This is a genomic window from Micromonospora sp. NPDC093243, from assembly GCF_044753725.1.
Lineage (GTDB): Bacteria > Actinomycetota > Actinomycetes > Mycobacteriales > Micromonosporaceae > Micromonospora.
Window position 1 is genome coordinate 100,453 of the sequence record NZ_JBIVNT010000011.1, and the last position, 18,218, is coordinate 118,670.

Annotated in this window: 18 protein-coding genes; 8 read left to right on the forward strand and 10 right to left on the reverse strand. The window is 72.4% G+C overall.

Annotated elements, in window-relative coordinates; all coding sequences use genetic code 11:
- The first annotated feature begins 8 nt into the window (after positions 1–8).
- The 6 genes from rfbB to ACIP9D_RS30120 are packed head-to-tail and all read left to right on the forward strand — an operon-like array spanning position 9 to position 5,282.
- Positions 9–1,010, forward strand: coding sequence for a dTDP-glucose 4,6-dehydratase (gene rfbB, locus ACIP9D_RS30095; protein WP_350874317.1), 1,002 nt, complete (start codon positions 9–11; stop codon positions 1,008–1,010).
- The gene (gene rfbD, locus ACIP9D_RS30100) at positions 1,007–1,888 is read left to right on the forward strand and encodes a dTDP-4-dehydrorhamnose reductase (RefSeq protein ID WP_350874510.1); all 882 of its coding nucleotides are present in this window, start codon (positions 1,007–1,009) and stop codon (positions 1,886–1,888) included. The genes rfbB and rfbD overlap by 4 nt, the downstream gene beginning before the upstream one ends.
- A complete protein-coding gene (locus ACIP9D_RS30105; protein ID WP_350874316.1) occupies positions 1,885–2,256 on the forward strand; it encodes a DUF2304 domain-containing protein in 372 nt (123 codons plus the stop codon). The genes rfbD and ACIP9D_RS30105 overlap by 4 nt, the downstream gene beginning before the upstream one ends.
- Complete coding sequence (locus tag ACIP9D_RS30110) at positions 2,249–2,950, forward strand: glycosyltransferase family 2 protein (RefSeq protein ID WP_350874314.1); 702 nt, start codon at positions 2,249–2,251, stop codon at positions 2,948–2,950. Before ACIP9D_RS30105 ends, ACIP9D_RS30110 begins: the two co-directional genes overlap by 8 nt.
- On the forward strand, positions 2,947–4,257 hold the full coding sequence (locus tag ACIP9D_RS30115; RefSeq protein WP_350874313.1) for a polysaccharide biosynthesis protein: 1,311 nt from the start codon (positions 2,947–2,949) through the stop codon (positions 4,255–4,257). The genes ACIP9D_RS30110 and ACIP9D_RS30115 overlap by 4 nt, the downstream gene beginning before the upstream one ends.
- Entirely contained in the window at positions 4,254–5,282 is a 1,029-nt protein-coding gene (locus ACIP9D_RS30120) for a glycosyltransferase family 2 protein (RefSeq protein WP_350874312.1), read from the forward strand. Before ACIP9D_RS30115 ends, ACIP9D_RS30120 begins: the two co-directional genes overlap by 4 nt.
- Before the next feature lie 395 nt (positions 5,283–5,677).
- Here ACIP9D_RS30120 and prcA read toward each other — a convergent pair whose 3' ends face one another.
- The 7 genes from prcA to arc form a co-directional block, all read right to left on the reverse strand.
- Entirely contained in the window at positions 5,678–6,508 is an 831-nt protein-coding gene (prcA, locus tag ACIP9D_RS30125) for a proteasome subunit alpha (RefSeq protein ID WP_350874311.1), read from the reverse strand.
- A 56-nt stretch (positions 6,509–6,564) separates the two neighbouring features.
- Positions 6,565–7,404, reverse strand: a complete 840-nt coding sequence (gene prcB / locus ACIP9D_RS30130) for a proteasome subunit beta (protein WP_350874310.1) — start codon at positions 7,402–7,404, stop codon at positions 6,565–6,567.
- A complete protein-coding gene (locus tag ACIP9D_RS30135; protein ID WP_400451327.1) occupies positions 7,323–7,925 on the reverse strand; it encodes an endonuclease VII domain-containing protein in 603 nt (200 codons plus the stop codon). The genes prcB and ACIP9D_RS30135 overlap by 82 nt, the downstream gene beginning before the upstream one ends.
- Positions 7,903–8,118, reverse strand: coding sequence for a ubiquitin-like protein Pup (locus ACIP9D_RS30140; RefSeq protein ID WP_067366797.1), 216 nt, complete (start codon positions 8,116–8,118; stop codon positions 7,903–7,905). Before ACIP9D_RS30140 ends, ACIP9D_RS30135 begins: the two co-directional genes overlap by 23 nt.
- 105 nt (positions 8,119–8,223) lie before the next feature.
- On the reverse strand, positions 8,224–9,741 hold the full coding sequence (gene dop / locus ACIP9D_RS30145) for a depupylase/deamidase Dop (protein ID WP_350874309.1): 1,518 nt from the start codon (positions 9,739–9,741) through the stop codon (positions 8,224–8,226).
- A 123-nt stretch (positions 9,742–9,864) separates the two neighbouring features.
- Positions 9,865–11,853 (reverse strand): hypothetical protein, encoded by a 1,989-nt coding sequence (locus ACIP9D_RS30150; protein ID WP_350874308.1) that lies wholly within the window; start codon positions 11,851–11,853, stop codon positions 9,865–9,867.
- 157 nt (positions 11,854–12,010) lie between these two features.
- A complete protein-coding gene (gene arc / locus ACIP9D_RS30155) occupies positions 12,011–13,792 on the reverse strand; it encodes a proteasome ATPase (protein ID WP_350874307.1) in 1,782 nt (593 codons plus the stop codon).
- A 178-nt stretch (positions 13,793–13,970) separates the two neighbouring features.
- On the opposite strand from arc, the gene ACIP9D_RS30160 reads away from it, so the two are divergent.
- Positions 13,971–14,267, forward strand: a complete 297-nt coding sequence (locus ACIP9D_RS30160; RefSeq protein ID WP_350874508.1) for a ferredoxin — start codon at positions 13,971–13,973, stop codon at positions 14,265–14,267.
- 66 nt (positions 14,268–14,333) lie between these two features.
- Here ACIP9D_RS30160 and ACIP9D_RS30165 read toward each other — a convergent pair whose 3' ends face one another.
- The 3 genes from ACIP9D_RS30165 to ACIP9D_RS30175 all read right to left on the reverse strand — a co-directional run bounded on the left by ACIP9D_RS30165 (position 14,334) and on the right by ACIP9D_RS30175 (position 17,092).
- Positions 14,334–14,906, reverse strand: coding sequence for a hypothetical protein (locus ACIP9D_RS30165; RefSeq protein ID WP_350874306.1), 573 nt, complete (start codon positions 14,904–14,906; stop codon positions 14,334–14,336).
- An 84-nt stretch (positions 14,907–14,990) separates the two neighbouring features.
- Positions 14,991–16,004, reverse strand: a complete 1,014-nt coding sequence (locus tag ACIP9D_RS30170) for a tRNA (adenine-N1)-methyltransferase (RefSeq protein ID WP_350874305.1) — start codon at positions 16,002–16,004, stop codon at positions 14,991–14,993.
- Positions 16,001–17,092: a M50 family metallopeptidase gene (locus tag ACIP9D_RS30175; RefSeq protein WP_400451346.1), complete on the reverse strand. Its 1,092-nt coding sequence runs from the start codon at positions 17,090–17,092 to the stop codon at positions 16,001–16,003. The genes ACIP9D_RS30170 and ACIP9D_RS30175 overlap by 4 nt, the downstream gene beginning before the upstream one ends.
- A gap of 149 nt (positions 17,093–17,241) precedes the next feature.
- Here ACIP9D_RS30175 and ACIP9D_RS30180 point away from each other — a divergent pair, with 149 nt between their 5' ends.
- Positions 17,242–18,156, forward strand: coding sequence for a RecB family exonuclease (locus tag ACIP9D_RS30180; RefSeq protein ID WP_350874304.1), 915 nt, complete (start codon positions 17,242–17,244; stop codon positions 18,154–18,156).
- Positions 18,157–18,218 lie beyond the last annotated feature (62 nt).

An 18,218-nucleotide genomic window follows, 5' to 3' on the forward strand; every position in this document is an offset into this window, starting at 1 on the left:
CCGGACCCGTGAGGATCCTCGTCACCGGCGGAGCCGGATTCATCGGGTCGGAGTACGTTCGCCTGCTGCTGGGCAAGCCCCTGGGCAGCGCCGCCGACGTACCCACGATCGAGCCAGCCACCGTCACCGTGCTCGACAAGTTGACCTACTCGGGCAACCTGGCGAACCTCAACCCGGTCCGCGACGACCCGCGGTTCCGCTTCGTGCAGGGTGACATCTGCGACCCGCAGGTGGTCGACGAGGTGGTCGCCGGGCACGACGTGATCGTGCACTTCGCCGCCGAATCGCACGTCGACCGCTCGATCGCCGGCGCCGCGCCGTTCGTCACCACCAACGTGCTCGGCACCCAGACCCTGCTCGACGCCGCGCTGCGCCACGGCACCGGCCGGTTCGTGCACGTCTCCACCGACGAGGTCTACGGCTCGATCGACGAGGGCTCCTGGACGGAGACCTGGCCGCTGGCGCCGAACTCGCCCTACTCGGCGTCGAAGGCCGGCTCGGACCTGCTCGCCCTGGCCTACCACCGCACCCACGGGATGGACGTGGTGGTCACCCGCTGCTCCAACAACTACGGGCCGTACCAGTTCCCGGAGAAGGTCATCCCGCTCTTCGTCACCAACCTGCTCGACGGCGGCACCGTGCCGCTCTACGGCGACGGCGGGAACGTGCGGGACTGGCTGCACGTGCACGACCACTGCCGGGGCATCGCGCTGGCCCAGCAGAAGGGCCGCGCCGGTGAGGTCTACAACATCGGCGGCGGCACCGAGCTGACCAACAAGGAGCTCACCGGCCTGCTCCTGGAGGCCTGCGGCGCCGGCTGGGACCGGGTCGTCCCGGTCGCCGACCGCAAGGGCCACGACCGCCGCTACTCGCTGGACATCACCAAGATCAGCGACGAGCTGGGGTACGCCCCGAGCATCGACCTGAACCGCGGGCTCGCCGAGACCGTGCGCTGGTACCGGGAGAACCGGGCCTGGTGGGAGCCGCTGAAGTCGGCGCCGGCCGCATGACCCGGGTGCTCGTCACCGGCGCGGGCGGCATGCTCGGCCGGGACCTGCTCGACGTGCTCGCCGACCGGCCCGACCTGAAGGTGACCGCCGCCACCCGAGCCGAGGTCGACATCACCGACGGCGACGCGGTCCGCGCCGCCGTCACCGGGCACGACGTGGTGATCAACTGCGCGGCGTGGACCGACGTCGACGGCGCCGAGCAGCAGGAGGAGGCCGCCACCGCGGTCAACGGCCACGCCGTGACCCACCTCGCCCGGTCCTGCGCGGACACCGGCGCGCGGCTCATCCAGGTCTCCACGGACTACGTCTTCGCCGGCGACGCCGACCAGCCCTACCCGGAGGACGCGCCCACCGCGCCGGTCAACGCGTACGGCCGCGGCAAGCTCGTCGGCGAGCAGAGCGTCACCCGGCTGCTGCCCGACGCCGGCTACGTCGTGCGCACCGCCTGGCTCTACGGCGCGCACGGGCCGAACTTCGTGGCCACCATGCTGCGGTTGGCCCGGCAACGTGAGCACCTCGACGTGGTCGACGACCAGCACGGCCAGCCCACCTGGTCGTACGCCCTCGCCACCCAACTGGTCGCGCTCGCCGACGCGGCGCTCGCCGGCCGCGCCGCGCCCGGGATCTACCACGGCACCTGCTCCGGCCAGACCACCTGGTACGGGCTGGCCCGGGCCGCGTTCACCCTGCACGGGCTCGATCCCGAGCGGATCCGCCCCACCACGAGCGACCGGTTTCCGCGTCCCGCACCCCGACCGGCGTACAGTGTGCTAGGGCACAGCCGCTGGAACGCCGCGGGCCTGTCAGCGATGCCGGACTGGCAAGCCACCCTGGCAGCCGCCTTTGCCCCCTCCGCTCCCCCGTGGAAGGTCACATGAAGCTCACCCTTGTCACCGGTCTGACCGGCCTGATATTGCTGGCAACCATCGTCGAGCTGCTGCGCCGCCGCCAGCTCCGCGAGAAGTACGGCATGCTCTGGCTCGGCGTCCTGCTGATCGTGATCCCGCTGTCGCTCTTCCCCCGACTGCTGGACAACGTCGCCGAGCTGCTCGGCGTCGCCGCCGGCGTCAGCCTCGTGCTCTTCCTCGGCATCGTCTTCCTGCTGCTGGTGTGCGTGCACCTGAGCTGGGAGGTCAGTGCTCTCGAGGAGGAGACCCGCACCCTGGCCGAAGACTTCGCCCTGCTCCGCGCCGAGATCGACGCCGAGCGGGCGGCCCGGAACGAACTGGTGTCCAACGATGGTTAACGGCAAGCGCGTCCTGATCATCATTCCGGCGCTCAACGAGTCCGGATCCATCGCCGACGTGGTCGGCGAGGTCCGCGGCGAGCTGCCCGGCGTCGAGGTGCTCGTGGTCGACGACGGCTCCACCGACCGCACCGCGGCCGTCGCGGCCGCCGCCGGCGCCCGCGTCGCCCAGCTGCCCTACAACCTCGGGGTGGGCGGGGCCATGCGGCTCGGCTACCGGTACGCCCGGGAGCACGACTTCGACGTCGCCATCCAGATCGACGCCGACGGCCAGCACGATCCCCGTTACGTGCCGAAGCTCGTCGACCTGCTCGACGAGAACGACCTGGTGATCGGCGCCCGGTTCGCCGGCGAGGGCGACTACTCGGTCCGCGGCCCCCGCCGCTGGGCCATGGTGATGCTCTCCGCGGTGCTCTCCCGGGTCGCCAAGACCAAGCTCACCGACACCACCTCGGGCTTCCGCGCCGCCAACCGGCGGGTCATCGACATGTTCGCCACCTGGTACCCGGTGGAGTACCTCGGCGACACGGTCGAGACGCTGGTGCACACCGCCCGGCGCGGCTACCGGATCCGTCAGGTGCCGGTGGCCATGCGCAAGCGGATGGCCGGCACGCCCAGCCACTCCCCCGCCAAGGCGATGATCTACCTCGGCCGGGCCTTCGCCGTGCTCACCCTGGCGCTCATCCGCCGGTGATCCGTCGTCTCCTGCGCCTGATCCCGCCCGGCACCATCGCTGTTGGTGCCGGGCTGGGTCTTCTCGGCCTCGCCTCCTACGTCCACCTCGCCGTCGCCGGCCACAGCCTCACCGCGGCCGACTACAACTCCCTGTCGGTGCTCTGGTCGATCGTGTTCACCCTCGGCATCGGCGTGTTCATGCCGATCGAGCAGGAGGTCGCCCGGGTCGTCGCCGCCCGGCACAGCCAGGGGCTGCCCCCGGGGCCGGTGCTGGCCCGCGGTGTCACAGTGGCCGCCGTGACGCTCGCCGTGCTGGTGCTCGCCGTCACCGCCGGCCGCCACCTCCTCGCCGACAAACTCTTCGGCGGCGACGGCACCATGGTCACCGTGCTCGTCGGCGCGCTCGCCGCGATGGCGGTCGCCTACGCCACCCGCGGCGTCCTCTCCGGCCTGCAACTCTTCCCCTGGTACGGCACCCAACTCGGCATCGACGGCGGCCTGCGCATCGTCATGGTCGCCCTGCTCGGGCTCGCCGGAGTGACCTCGCCCGTCTGGTACGGCGTCGTCCTCGTCGCCGCCCCGCTGGTCAGCGTCCTGCTCACCCTGCCCCCGGTGCTCCGCGCCATCGGCGGGGGAACACCAGTGGCCTGGACCACCCTGCTGCGCGGCCTCGGCCTGCTCACCGCCTCCAGCCTGCTCTCCCAGGTCGTGGTCAACATCGGCGTGATCAACGTGCAGCTGCTCGCGCCCACCCAGACCGCCGCCGCCGGCGCGCTGCTCTCCGCCCTCGTGCTCGTCCGCATCCCGCTGTTCGTCTTCGGCTCGATGCAGGCGTCCCTGCTACCCGGCCTGGCCACCACCGCCACCACCGGCGACCAGGCCGGCTTCCACAGCCTGCTGCGCCGCGCCCTCGGCATCGTCACCGCACTCGGCCTCACCGGTGCCCTCGGCGCCGTGCTGCTCGGCCCCTGGCTGGTCGGCGCCCTGTTCGACGCCCCCGGCGTCCTCGGCCACGGCGATTTCGCCTGGCTGGCCGCCGCCACCCTCGCCTACCTGTGGGCGATGGTGCTCGGCCAGGCCCTGCTCGCCCTCGACCGGCACCGCGCCCAGGCCATCGCCTGGACCGCCGGCGTCGCCGCACTGATCGCCGTGACGTTGCTCCCCGCCCCGGTGGTCCTCCGGGTCGAGCTGGCGTACGCCATCGGCTCCGTCATCGTCGCCGCCACCATGGCGGCGATGCTGCGCGGTGGCGTCCGCCGACCCACCACCCCCACCCCGTCCCCCGCCGACGCCGTCACCCCCGCCGTATCCGGAGGCATCCGATGACCCGCCCACAGGTGACCGCAGTGATGCTCGCCTACGGCGCCGAGCCGTACCTGGTCGACGCCGCCCAGGCGGTGCTGGTCAGCACCGACATCGAGGTCGAGCTGATCGTCGTCGACAACGGCTGCACCGGCGACGGCATCGACATCGTCAAGGGCCTCCCCGGCGTCCGGGTGCTGCGGCCCGAGGAGAACACCGGCTACTCCGGCGGCTGCCGGGTCGGTGCCGCCGAGGCGACCGGCGACTGGCTCGCCTTCGTCAACTCCGACGCGATCGTCGCGCCGGACGCCCTGGCCAAGACGGTCGCGGTCGCCGCCGAGCCGGGGGTCGGCGCCGCGATGGCGTCCATCCGGCTCGCCGACACCCCCGAGCTGATCAACACCTCCGGCAACCCGCTGCACTTCACCGGCCTCTCCTGGGCCGGCGGCAACGGCGAGCCGGCCACCGCGCACGCGGTGCGCACCAGCGTGCCGTCGCTGAGCGGCTGCTGCTTCGTGATCAGCCGGCAGCGCTGGCAGGAGCTCGACGGCTTCGCCGCCGAGTACTTCGCCTACCACGAGGACACCGAGCTGAGCCTCCGGCTCTGGCAGCGCGGGCTGCGCCTGGAGTACGTGCCCGACGCCGTCGTCCGGCACCACTACGAGTTCTCCCGCAACCAGCTCAAGCTCTACCTGGTGGAGCGGAACCGGCTGGTCACCCTGCTCACCGCGTACGAGACGCGGACCCTGGTGGTGCTCGCCCCGGTGCTGCTGCTGACCGAGGCCGCGATGCTGGCCGCGGCCCTCGCCGGTGGCTGGCCGAAGCAGAAGTTCCGGGGCTGGGGCTGGCTCTGGAGCAACCGGGGCTGGCTGCGGGCCCGCCGGCGGCAGTTGCAGACCGAACGCACCGTCCCGGACGGCGTCATCGCCGAGCTGATGACCGCCCGGGTCGCCCCCTCGAACGTCGACTCGCCCCCCGGCATGGGGATCTTCAACGCGGTCGCGGCCGGCTACTGGGCCCTGGCCAAGCCGCTCCTGCGCCGCCGCTGACCCGTCCGCGGGTGGCCCGGGTCCGGGCCACCCGCTGCGCCGCCCCTGCCGACGCCTCAGACCCGGCAGGCGCCCGCTGATCCGCCGGGGTGTCACCCGGGCCTTCGCGGCCGCCGTGTGACCCTGGCAGGCCGCTCTGAGGCTCGCGCAAGCCGCGCTGGGGGCTCGCACAGACGGCGCTGAGGGCTCGCTCAGACCGCGCTGAGGGCTCCCACAGGCCGCTCGCTGGCGCCGCCCGGCGAGGGCCGGCAAGGGCCTCCTGGCCTTCCCTGCGGGCTGGTCGAGGCCGGCCGACGCTCACCCACCCTGCTCGGCAGTGGCCCCAGGACGACGCGGTGCCAGGACACGAACGCCGGGGCCCGGGCGGACCCGGACCCCGGCGGCAGTGCGACGGTCTACTCGGCCTGGTTGCCGGGCTTGTCCTCCAGGTCCGCGGAGGCCGCGGAGGTGGTCGGCTTCTGCGCCTCCTCGGTCGGCGTCGCCGGCGTCTCCGGACCGCCGGCGGCGGGGCCCTCGGCCTTCGCCGCCTCCCCGTCCAGCAGCGCGGTCAGCGCGGCACCGGTGATCCGGCGGAACGTCCGGCCCACCCGGCGGCGGTCGAGCACGGCCACCTCGAGCTGGTTGGCGGCGATGGTCCGGGCGGCGCCGTTCTCGCCGCCCACGCTGCCCAGCGCGCGTACGGCCACCCGGATCGCCTCGCCGAGCGACATGTCGGCGCGGTGCTCGGACTTGAGCACGCCGGTGATCGACTCGGCCTGCCCGCCCATCGCCATCCGGCCCGGCTCGTCGTTGACGGAGCCGTCGTAGGTGAGCCGGTAGAGCTCGTCGGCGTCGGCGGTGGCGCCCACCTCGGCCACGCAGATCTCCACCTCGAACGGCTTCGACTGCTCGGTGAAGATCGCGCCCAGCGTCTGCGCGAACGCGTTCGCCAGGCCCCGGCCGGTGACGTCCCGCCGGTCGTAGCTGAGGCCGTTGAGATCGGCCATCCGGACGCCGGCGCGGCGCAGGTTTTCGAACTCGTTGTAGCGACCGACGGCGGCGAACCCGATCCGGTCGTAGATCTCACTGACCTTGTGCAGGGCGCTGGAGAGGTTCTCGGCGACGAAGAGCACCCCGCCCTCGTAGCTGAGGACCACCGCGCTGCGCCCCCGAGCGATGCCCTTGCGGGCCAGCTCGGAGCGGTCGCGCATGATCTGCTCGGGCGAGGCGTAGAACTGCATGGCCACGGCGGCTGGTTCTCCTTAGCGCTGTGCGGACGACTGCTGACGGTGCGAACGGCGGTTCAGCCGCCCGGGTTCTCCATCCGGCTGGAGACCACGCTCTCCGCGATCGCCGCCGTCTCGGCGTCGGTGAGCCGGTGGGTGCCCTCCGCGGTCGCGGTCATCACCACCGGGTAGATGCGGCGGGTCAGGTCGGGGCCACCGGTGGCGGTGTCGTCGTCGGCGGCGTCGTAGAGCGCCTCGACCGCCAGCCGGGCGGCCTCGTCGGTCGACAGCCCGGCCCGGAACCGCTTCTTCAACGCCGACTTGGCGAAGAGCGAGCCGGAGCCGATCGCGTCGTAGCCGGTCTCCTCGTAGGGACCGCCGGTGACGTCGAAGCTGAAGATCCGGCCGGCCCGCGCCGGGTCACTGGCGGCCAGGTCGAAGCCGGCGAAGAGCGGAATAACCGCGAGGCCCTGCATCGCCGCGCCGAGGTTGCCCCGGATCATCGAGGCGAGCCGGTTGGCCTTGCCGTCGAGCGAGAGCATCGCGCCCTCGATCTTCTCGTAGTGCTCCAGCTCCACCTGGAACAGTCGCATCAGCTCGATGCCGATGCCGGCGGTGCCGGCGATGCCCACCAGCGAGTAGGCGTCGGCCGGGTGCACCTTCTCGATGTCGCGCTGGGCGATCAGGTTGCCCATGGTGGCCCGCCGGTCGCCCGCCATCACCACACCGTCGGCGGCGGCGATGGCCACGATGGTGGTCGCGTGCGGCGCCATGTCGGCGGCCATGCCCGGGGGCAGCGGCCGGCGTCCGGGCAGCATCTCGGGAGCCACTCTGCTCAGAAACGTGGTGAAGGAGGACGTCCCCGCGTTGGTGAACACATCTGGTAGACGCCCGGATGGATCAAAGCCCGCTGCCACGTGGTTCCTCTCAGGTACGTGATCGCCCTGGCCAGCCTCGTGGGACTGTCACGGAACTGGCCAAGACCACCGTTGCAGTTGAAGCAGAGTATCCCGCGCACCCATCCGGTGCGATGATCGTGGTCCACATGTTCCGGATCGGGGTCGCCGCAGACCGCGCAGACCCCGCCCTGCCCGGCCAGCAGCTCGTCGAACTCTCGCTGCCCGATGCTGGAACGCCAGCACAGGTGGTCCTCACGGCTGCCACCGTGCGGCCGCTGCCTGCCGGCAGCCCGGGCACCACTTGAGACCCTCCCCGACCCGGTCGGCGGCCCGGCGTGGCTGGGCCACCCCGCGCTTGCGGCGGCTCGCCTCGGAGCGGGCCGCCGCACAGATCTCAACAGTAGAGCGCGGGCCCGTCGACCCGACGCGTGTTGCGGCGGAAGGCCGACGCGGGGGGCGACTTTCCGCCATGAGGGCACATCTCGTCCGGCGTTCACAACGAACCGGACATATGCCTCACTGACCGCCCTTCTGCACATAGCCCCGGACGAACTCCTCGGCGTTCTCCTCCAGGACGGAGTCGATCTCGTCGAGCAGGTCGTCGACGTCCTCGGTGATCTCGGCGTGCCGCTCGGCGACCTCCGGGTTCGCCTCGGTGGTGACGTCCTCGATCTCCTCGCCCTGGCGCGACTTGCCCGACTGCGACTGACCGCCGCTGTCACGAGTGGCCATCTGCTGCCTCCTCCACGATCTCTTGCGAGAAACTTACCTCGCGGGAGTGACGAAAGGGCCCGCCGCGCGCCGTTGTCGGCGTACGACGGGCCCTCGCGGCGCGGGTCAGCCCCCGGTCAGCGTCTCGAGCAGGTCCTTCGCGCTCGGGCACCGGTCGAAGAGCGCGCCGACGTGCTTGCGGGTGCCACGCTCCGGCTCCATCATCGGCACCCGGACCAGCGACTCGCGGCCGACGTCGAAGATGACCGAGTCCCAGCTCGCCGCCACCACCTCCGAGGCGTACTGGGCCAGGCAGCGACCGCGGAAGTAGGCCCTGGTGTCCTCCGGCGGCTCGGTCATCGCGGCCCGCGTCTCCTCGTCGCTGAGCAGCGTCTTCATCGCCCCACGGGTTACCAACCGGTGGTAGAGGCCCTTCTCCGGGCGGACGTCGGAGTACTGCAGGTCGACAAGCTGGAGCTTGTGCGAGCCCCAACCGAGCTGCTCGCGCTCCCGGTAGCCCTCCAGCAGCCGCAGCTTGGCCACCCAGTCCAGCTCGTCGGCGCAGAGGAACGCGTCGCGGCCGAGCCGGTCCAGCACGCTCTCCCACCGGTCCAGCACGTCGGCGGTCTGCGCGTCCACGTCCGCGCCGTACCGGTCGTCGACAAAGGACCGGACCCGTTCGAGGTACGCCCACTGCACGTCCAGCGCAGTCAACCGCCGCCCGTCGCGCAGCCGCATGAGGTGGGTCAGCGACGGGTCGTGGCTGACCGCCCGCAGCTCCCCGACCGGGTCGGCGATGCCCAGGTCCGCGCCGAGCGCCTTCTCCTCGATCATGCTGAGGATCAGGGCGGTGGTGCCGACCTTGAGGTAGGTGGAGATCTCCGAGAGGTTGGCGTCGCCGATGATGACGTGCAGCCGCCGGTACTTGTCCGCGTCGGCGTGCGGCTCGTCGCGGGTGTTGATGATCGGTCGCTTGAGGGTGGTCTCCAGACCCACCTCGACCTCGAAGAAGTCGGCCCGCTGGGAGATCTGGAAGCCGTTCTGGCCGCCGTCCTGCCCGATGCCGACCCGGCCGGCGCCGCAGACGATCTGCCGGGTGACGAAGAACGGGGTCAGGTACGCCACGATGTCGGCGAACGGGGTCTGCCGCCGCATCAGGTAGTTCTCGTGCGCGCCGTAGCTGGCGCCCTTGTTGTCGGTGTTGTTCTTGTAGAGGTGGATCGGCTGGGTGCCGGGGATGGTGGCGGCCCGGCGGGACGCCTCGGCCATCACCCGCTCGCCGGCCTTGTCCCAGCGCACCACGTCCAGCGGGTTGGTCACCTCGGGAGTGGAGTACTCCGGGTGGGCGTGGTCGACGTAGAGGCGGGCGCCGTTGGTGAGTATCACGTTGGCCAGCCCGAGGTCCTCGTCGGCGAGCGCCTCGGCCGGGTCGTAGGCGGCGCCGGAGTAGGTGAAGCCGCGGGCGTCGCGCAGCGGCGACTCCTCCTCGTAGTCCCAACGGGCCCGCCCACCACGGTTGAGTTCCGGGCGCGCCCCGTAGGCGTTGACCACCTGCGAGGAGGTGACCATCGGGTTGGCCCCGGCCTGGCCGGGCACGGAGATGCCGTACTCGACCTCGGTGCCCATGATCCGTCTAACGCTCATCGACTGCCCGCTCCCGCTCGCCCGTCCGGTCCCCCGTCCCGTCGAGCGTAGTCGGCCGCACGGCGGATGGGGGCGTGGCGGTGCGGTCGGTCGCGGTGTCGCGGTCGCGCGGTGGCGGGCAGCTCAGCTGTACGGGTCGGCGATGATCATGACCTCGACGGTGACCCGGGGGCGAAGCTCCGGTTCAGCCTCGAGCAGTTTCTCGACGCGGCGCCGGGAGCCGGGGTCGGACACCACGAACCGGACCGGGCCGGGCACCCGGCGCAGCATCTCCCGGGTCCGGTCCGGTTCGAAGAACACCATGCCGTAGACCCCGTGCTCGGTCTGCGCGGTGGTGCCCTGCAGGGCGGAGACGCAGAGCCCTTCGAGGTAGGAGCGGTAGGGGCCGCGGTCGAGCACCAGCGTGGTGGCCCAGGGCACCGGCGGGTAGCGACGGCTGGCCTCCTGGCAGACCACCGCTGCCCGGACCGGTTGGTCGAGTTTCTGGTGCACCCAGCGTTGGGCCCAGCTCTGCTTGTCGGTGAGCAGGACGCTGGAATGCCAGCCGGTGACGCCGCAGACGGCCACGGCGGTGACGGCGAGCGCGACCGCGGTGAGGATGGCCGCGGCGGTGGTGAGGATCCGCCGGAGCAGGCCCCGACCGCGCTGCGGGGCGGGCAACAGCCGGACCAGGCCGACCGTGCCGACGATCAGCAGCACGGTGGCCAGGTGGCCCGCCTTGTTGAAGTAGTACGCGGGTTGTCCGCCGGAGTTGATGCTGAGCTGCGCGATGACGAGGGCGAACAGGATGCCGACGAGCATCACGAGCAGGGTGCGGCGCCAGGCGCGGTCGGTGCGCCGGACCTGCACGGCCAGGGCGAACACCACGACGCCGCCCAGCCAGAGCAGGGCGCGCCAGGTCTGGGTGACGTTCCGGCCGATCAGGGCGGTGAGCGCCTCGGTCTGGCCGGCGCGCAGCACCCCCAGCAGGGGCGCGGTCGAGGCGAGGGCGACGGTGGCAAGGGCGACGGCCAGCAGGGTCGGCCAGACCCGCAGCGCCTCCCGCCAGTGGCCGGCGAACCAGCAGAGCGCCAGGACGGCGGCGGCCGGCAGGAACAGGTAGTAGGTGAAGCCGATGCCGGTCAGCAGGGCGCCCAGCAGCACCAGTTGCTCCCGCGTGCCGCCCAACGGGCGGGCGACGAGGCCGGCCAGGGCGACGGTGAACGCCAGTCCCAGCACCTCGGCGGGGTAGCCGGCGATGAGCAGGCGGGGCAGTTGGGTGCCGAGGATGAGTGCGCCGACGACGACGGTGAGCACCGTGCGGTGCAGCGGGTGCAGCGGGCCGGGTATCCGTTGGGCGGCCCACTGCATGGTCAGTGCCAGCAGGCCGAAGCCGGCGATGCACCACCACAGGTAGTGCCCGGCGACGTGGGTGCCGCCAGGGGCGCCGTCGATCGGGGTCAGGTGCCCGTCGAGCAGGGCGGTGACCAGGTGCCAGCCCTGCGGGTAGTAGACGAGGGCGGAGACGATCTGTTCGCGGGCCGCGGCGGGGTCGACGAAGAGGTAGCCGCCGGCTCGGCCGATGGCGTCGAAGAGGGCGAGGTGGCGGTAGTTGTCCTCGCCGCGGCCCAGCAGGGTCAGCTGGGTGGCGAGGTCGCCGGCGCGCAGCAGGGGTTGGGCGAGGTAAACGACGAGCGCGGCGGTGCCGAGGACACAGAACAGGTCGGGCCAGCCGGGCCGGGGCAGCTTCGGGCGGCGACGGGTGCCGAGGGCGACGCCGACGAGCACGGTCAACGCGGTGCCGGCGACCGGCACCGGGTGCAGTCCCCACGGCCAGACCGCGAAGAGCAGTCCGACGCCGGTGGTGGCACCCAGCAGGAGCATGGTCGCCAGCATCAGCCGGTCGAGCAGGGTGCGGCCGCCGCGCAGCAGGCTGGCGGTGGTGAGCAGGACCAGCGGGGGCAGCAGCCAGTCGCGGTGCAGCAGATGCGCCGCGACGGGCACCGCCCAGGCAGCCAGCAGGGCCGCTGCCACCAACGCGGGCATGCGCCAGCGGCGGGCGGGCGACGAGGGCTGTGGCGCAGCGGCCGCCGGGGGGACCGGCGGGTCGATGACGGTGAGCTCGGACGGCACGCGGGTCCTCGGCGGTTCGACGAAGCGGCGAACGCAGCTTACCGATCGGCCCGGCATTTCGCCCATCGAGGTGCGGACCCGGCAGGGTGAACCGGTGGTGACCTGGTCGCGGGGCCCGCGGCGCGTGTCGCGCCACGGGCCCCGCCGGCCTGGACCGTCAGAGGTACTGGCCGGTGTTGCTCGCCGTTTCGATGGAGCGGCCGGCCTCGGTGCCCTTGCCGCCGGAGACGAGCGTGCGGATGTAGACGATCCGCTCGCCCTTCTTGCCGGAGATCCGGGCCCAGTCGTCCGGGTTGGTGGTGTTGGGCAGGTCCTCGTTCTCCCGGAACTCGTCGACGCAGGCGTCGAGGAGGTGCTGCAGGCGCAGGCCCTTGCGGCCCGAGGTGAGGAACTCCTTGATGGCCATCTTCTTGCCCCGGTCGACGATGTTCTGGATCATCGCGCCGGAGTTGAAGTCCTTGAAGTAGAGCACTTCCTTGTCACCGTTGGCGTAGGTGACCTCGAGGAAGCGGTTCTCCTCGGTCTCCGAGTACATCCGCAGCACGACCGCGTCGATCATGGCCGCGACGGTGGCCTGCGGGTCGCTGCCGTGCTCGGCCAGGTCGTCCGGGTGCAGCGGCAGCCCGGAGAGGATGTACTTCGAGAAGATGTCCTTGGCCGCCTCGGCGTCCGGCCGCTCGATCTTGATCTTCACGTCAAGCCGGCCCGGGCGCAGGATGGCCGGGTCGATCATGTCTTCCCGGTTGGAGGCGCCGATGACGATGACGTTCTCCAGCCCCTCCACGCCGTCGATCTCGCTGAGCAGCTGCGGGACGATGGTGTTCTCCACGTCCGAGGAGACGCCGGAGCCGCGGGTGCGGAAGACCGAGTCCATCTCGTCGAAGAAGACGATCACGGGGGTGCCCTCGCCGGCCTTCTCCCGGGCACGCTGGAAGATCAACCGGATGTGCCGCTCGGTCTCGCCGACGTACTTGTTGAGCAGCTCGGGGCCCTTGATGTTGAGGAAGAAGCTGGTGTGCTTCTCCTCGCCCCGCCGTTCGGCGATCTTCTTGGCCAGCGAGTTGGCCACCGCCTTGGCGATCAGCGTCTTGCCGCAGCCGGGCGGGCCGTAGAGCAGGATGCCCTTGGGCGGACGGAGCTGGTGCTCCCGGAACAGGTCGGCGTGCAGGAACGGCAGTTCCACGGCGTCGCGGATCTGCTCGATCTGCGAGTGCAGGCCACCGATGTCGCCGTAGTCGACGTCGGGCACCTCCTCGAGGACCAGCTCCTCGACCTCGCTCTTCGGGATCCGCTCGTAGGCGTAGGCCGAGCGCGGCTCGATCATGAGCGAGTCGCCGGCCCGGATCGGCGAGCCGATCAGGGTCTCGGCCAGGTGCACGATCCGCTCCTCGTCGGAGTGCGAGACGACCAGCGCCCGGTCGCCCGGGCTGCCGTCGGGACCCGCGAGGATCTCCTTGAGCATCACCACCTCGCCGACCCGCTCGTAGCCGAACGCGTCGACGATGTTGAGCGCGTCGTTGAGTAGCACCTCCTGCCCGCGCTGCAGCTCGGCGACGTCCAGCGAGGGCGAGACGGCCACCCGGAGCTTGCGCCCACCGGTGAAGACGTCCACCGTGCCGTCGTCGTGCCGCGCGAGGAAGACGCCGTAGCCACTCGGTGGCTGTGCGAGGCGGTCGATCTCCTCCTTGAGCGTCACGATCTGCGCGCGAGCCTCCTTGAGGGTGCTCACGAGCCGGTCGTTGTTCTCGGTCAGCCGCGCCAACTGTGCCTGGGTGGCCGCCAGCCGCTCTTCGAGCTGCCGTACGTGTCGGGGGCTTTCGGTCAACTTGCGCCGCACCAGAGCGAGTTCCTCTTGCAGGAACGCGACCTGCGTGGAGAGATCGTGGGCCTCCTTCTCCCACCGTGCGGCGCGCGAGTCCGCGTCGTCGCTGCGTGCCACGTCCCACCTCCCCGGGGGGCTTGAACGTTCTGCCCTAACACTAGCCGCTATGAGCGCGATTCGGTCCCACGCAACGCCCTCGTCACCGAACCTTGATCGCCAAGGGTGGCCGACGGGGCCGGTCCGGGCATTCGGGTACCGTCGGGGCGTGGGACGCGAGAACATGGGGGGTGCTCCGGTGGCGGAGGTCGCGACGGACCAGCTTCAGGTCTGGGTGGACCAGGATCTCTGCACCGGCGACGGGCTCTGCGTGCAGTACGCGCCGGAGGTCTTCGAGTTCGACGTCGACGGCCTGGCCTACGTCAAGGGCCCCGACGGCGAGCTGCGCCTGACCCCGGGCAGCCGGGTCGACGTGCCCGAGCACCTGCGTCTGGAAGTCATCGACTCCGCCAAGGAGTGCCCGGGCGAGTGCATCCACGTGGTGCGCGCCAGCGACGGCGCCGCGGTCGCCGGCCCGGACGCCGAGCAGGACTGAGCTCCCCAGCCGGTCGGCGCGCGACGCCGCCGGGCCGGCGCCCACGGGCGTACGGCGGCCGACCGCTCAGAGCAGCGGGCGGCCCACCACCGAGGCGACCAGCCGGGCGAACTCCTCCAACCGGGCGATCTGCCCGGCGCCGCCGTCGTCCAGGGTCTTGCCGAAGCGCAGCGCGTCGTGCCGCGGCGCGCCGGCCATCTCCTCCGCCGGCGGCGCCTCGTCCAGCGAGGTGAGCAGCAGGTAGACGTCGATGCTGTCGACCCGGACCGCGCCGCTCTCGGCGCGGGTGAGCCGGCGCCGGCAGCCCACCTCGGTGACCGTGGAGACCGGCACCACCCGCAGCGACGAGGTCATCGACCCGGGCGGCCCCTCCCCCGGCGGCACGTCCTCGCCGTGCCAGAGCACCAGCCGGCTGCCGTCGCAGACCACGACCTCCTGCCAGACCCCGTTGACCTCGTTGACGAAGCGCTCCAGGGTGAAGCCGAGCACCGAGGCGCCGCGCAGCACCCCGCCGAGCGCCTCCAGGGCGATGTCCGGGTCCCGCAGGTAGGCCCGCGCGGCCGACTCGAGATCCTGGTACGGCGACCAGTCCGGGAAGACCGCGGGCAGGTCGCCACCGCCGTAGCCCGGGCTGCTCATGCCGTCGCTTCCCTCCGGTCGACGCTGCCGTGGATCCGATCCGCGCGGATGACCCGTCCGCTCATGCCCCGGCGCCCGTGCACGTCACGGCGTGTCCACCTCCGTCGGCTCCGCCGGCGCCCCGGCCGCCTGCGCGGCCGCCGCCTGCCGGGCCTCCGCCTCGCGCAGCACCTGACGGCGCTGCACGTACGCCTCGGTGCCCTTGCTCGGCTTGCGCCGCCGCGGCGGCGCGGTGACCCCGGGGGCGAGCTTGCGGGCGGAGACCAGGAACGCGGTGTGCGCGATCATCCGGTGGTCCGGACGCACGGCGAGGCCCTCGGCGTGCCAGTCGCGCACCAGCGACTCCCAGGCCCGCGGCTCGGTCCAGCCGCCCCGCTCGCGCAGCGCCTCGACCAGCTCGGAGAGCTGCGGGGTGGTGGCCACGTAGCCGATGAACACCCCACCGGGCACCAGCGCCCGCTCGACCATGTCGAGGGTCTCCCAGGGGGTGAGCATGTCGAGGATGATCCGGTCGAAGCCGGTCTCCCGGCACTGGGCCACGTCGCCGACGTGCAGGTGCCAGGCCGGGTGCGGCCCGGCGAAGAAGGACTCCACGTTGCGCCGGGCGATCTGGGCGAAGTCCTCGCGCAGCTCGTACGAGTGCAGCTCCCCCTCGGTGCCGACCGCGCGCAGCAACGAGCAGCTGAGCGCGCCGGAGCCGGCGCCGGCCTCGAGCACCTTCGCACCGGGGAAGATGTCGCCCATCGCGACGATCTGCGCCGAGTCCTTCGGGTAGATGACCTGCGCGCCGCGCGGCATGGAGAGCACGTAGTCCGACAGCAGCGGACGCAGGGCGAGGAACGCCGTGCCCCCACCGGTGGTGGTGACCACGCTGCCGTCGGGCAGCCCGATCAGGGTGTCGTGCTCGAGGATGCCGCGGTGGGTGTGGAACGCCTTGCCGGGCTCCAGGGTGACCGTGTGCATCCGCCCCTTCGGGTCGGTCAGCTGCACCCGGTCGCCGACCCGGAACGGGCCCCGGTGCACGGGTGTCAGACCCGGTCGGTCGGTGGGGGCGGGTGCGCCCGCGTCGGCCGGCACGGCGGAGGGAGTTGCGGTCACTTGTTCATCTTCCGGTCGGGTTCGAGGAGCTGGGCGAGATCCGCGATGTGCAGAACGCCGACGACATCTTCGCCTGCGGTCACCACGTACTGCGCGCCCGGGTGGGTCTGCACGCTCTCCATCACCCGTTCCCCGTCCAGCCCGACCGGCAGGGTCGGCAGGGTGGCCAGCGACCGGGACACCGCGTCCACCGCCAGCCAGGGCCGGCGTTCGACGGGCACCGCGGCGGCGGCGGCCGGGTCGACCAGCGCGACCGGACGGCCGACACCGTCGGTGACCAGCAGCGCGGCGCCGGGCGGGCCGGACTCGGCGTGGCGGCGCTGCGCCTCGGCCAGCGGGGTGCCGGTCGGCACCGGGCAGACCGGCCGGGCCAGCCGGGACAGGTCGATCAGTGGGAACCGGCGGCTGACCCGGGCGTACCGGATCGACTGGCCGGCGCCGCGCCACAGGGTGAACGCGACCAGCAGCATCAGCGGCAGCGCCAGCGGGGCGAGCTGCCGGTTGAGGGTGAGCAGGGCGACCAGCGCCGCGGTGCCGACGGCGACCGCACGGCCCACCCAGCCGGCCACCTCGGTACCCCGGTGCCGGTCCCGGGTCATCGCCCAGACCGCCGCGCGCAGCGCCCGGCCGCCGTCGAGCGGCAACCCGGGCAGGATGTTGAAGATCGCGACGATGACGTTGCTCACCGCGAGCTGGAAGGCGAGCTGGTTGGCGACCGTACGGTCGGGCAGGGCCAGGGTGGCGGCGACCGCCACCGCGCCGAGCACCGCGGAGACCGCCGGCCCGGCCAGTGAGACCAGCAGGTCGACCCGGGGCGACGGGGCGTCGCGGTCCATCTCGGTGTAGCCGCCGAGCAGTTCGAGGGTGATCCCGCGCACACCGATGCCGTAGCGGCGGGCGGTCAGGGCGTGGCCCAGCTCGTGCAGCAGCACCGAGCCGAGCAGCGACACGACGAACCCGATGCCGATCAGGTAGCCGCTGAGCTGGGACAGGGCGAGCTGGTGGCGGGCGAATTCGGCGTAGAGCACGGCCACCAGCCCGGCCAGCAGGAGCATCGAGCCGTTCAGGTGCACCGGCACCCCGAACAGCCGTCCCACGGTCACGCCGGGGCTGCGGCCGGGCCGGCGTCGCGGCCGGGAGGTCTGCTCCATCGGGTCGATGCTACGGACCACCGATCGGACGGCGCGCGGGCGGCAGGGCGCGGGCGGTGTCACACCGGTGCCCTAACCTTCCGGACATGACGGCGGAACCGGTGACAACCCAGCAGCCCGCGACCCCGGCGCAGGTGCCGGCGACGGTGCGGGCGTCGCTGTCGCCGTCCCGGGCGGCGGATTTCAAGACCTGCCCGCTGCTCTACCGGTTTCGCAGCATCGACCGGCTGCCCGAGCGGCCCACCGTCGAGCAGGCCCGGGGCACGCTGGTGCACGCCGTGCTGGAGCGGCTGTTCGACCTGCCGGCCGGCGGGCGCACCCCGGCCGCCGCCGGTGACCTGGTCGCGCCCCAGTGGGACCGGTTGGTCACCGAGCAGCCGGAGCTGGCCGGAATCTTCGCCGACGGCGACCCGGCCGCGGCGGCCGAGTTCCTCCGCTCCGCCGCGGCGCTGCTCGAGGGCTACTTCGCGGTGGAGGATCCGAGCCGGCTGGAGCCGGCCGAGCGGGAGGCACTGATCTCCGCGGTGGTCGACGACGAGTTGCTCATCCGGGGCTACCTCGACCGGCTCGACGTCGCGCCGGACGGCGCGCTGCGGGTGGTCGACTACAAGACCGGCGGCGCGCCGCGTGAGGCGTTCGAGGCGCGCGCGCTGTTCCAGCTGAAGTTCTACGCCCTGGTGCTCTGGCGCACCCGCGGGGTGGTGCCGCGGGTGCTGCGGCTGCTCTACCTGCGCGACGCCGAGGTCCTCGACTACACCCCCGACGCCGACGAGCTACTGCGCTTCGAGCGCACGGTGGTCGCGCTGTGGCGGGCGATCGAGCAGGCCACCGAACGGCAGGATTTCCGGCCCCGGCCGAGCCGGCTCTGCGACTGGTGCAGCCACCAGGCGCACTGCCCGAGCTTCGGCGGCACCCCGCCACCGTTCCCGGCCGGGGTGGGCGGCGCCGACCCGCTGCGCGACGCCCGCGCCCGGCCGGCCACTCCCGGCGCCGACGACTGAGCCTCCTTCCCAGGGAGGAGGACGGGCTCACCATCGGCGACGATCATCCTCGCCGGGCGGCG

Coding starts and splice junctions, on each gene's coding strand:
- ACIP9D_RS30180 (WP_350874304.1), top strand. CDS start 17,242: ATGACGGCGGAACCGGTGACAACCCAGCAGCCCGCGACCCCGGCGCAG.
- ACIP9D_RS30120 (WP_350874312.1), top strand. CDS start 4,254: ATGACCCGCCCACAGGTGACCGCAGTGATGCTCGCCTACGGCGCCGAG.
- ACIP9D_RS30135 (WP_400451327.1), bottom strand. CDS start 7,925: ATGTGCAGAAGGGCGGTCAGTGAGGCATATGTCCGGTTCGTTGTGAAC.
- ACIP9D_RS30165 (WP_350874306.1), bottom strand. CDS start 14,906: ATGAGCAGCCCGGGCTACGGCGGTGGCGACCTGCCCGCGGTCTTCCCG.
- ACIP9D_RS30140 (WP_067366797.1), bottom strand. CDS start 8,118: ATGGCCACTCGTGACAGCGGCGGTCAGTCGCAGTCGGGCAAGTCGCGC.
- ACIP9D_RS30110 (WP_350874314.1), top strand. CDS start 2,249: ATGGTTAACGGCAAGCGCGTCCTGATCATCATTCCGGCGCTCAACGAG.
- ACIP9D_RS30105 (WP_350874316.1), top strand. CDS start 1,885: ATGAAGCTCACCCTTGTCACCGGTCTGACCGGCCTGATATTGCTGGCA.
- dop (WP_350874309.1), bottom strand. CDS start 9,741: ATGAGCGTTAGACGGATCATGGGCACCGAGGTCGAGTACGGCATCTCC.
- rfbD (WP_350874510.1), top strand. CDS start 1,007: ATGACCCGGGTGCTCGTCACCGGCGCGGGCGGCATGCTCGGCCGGGAC.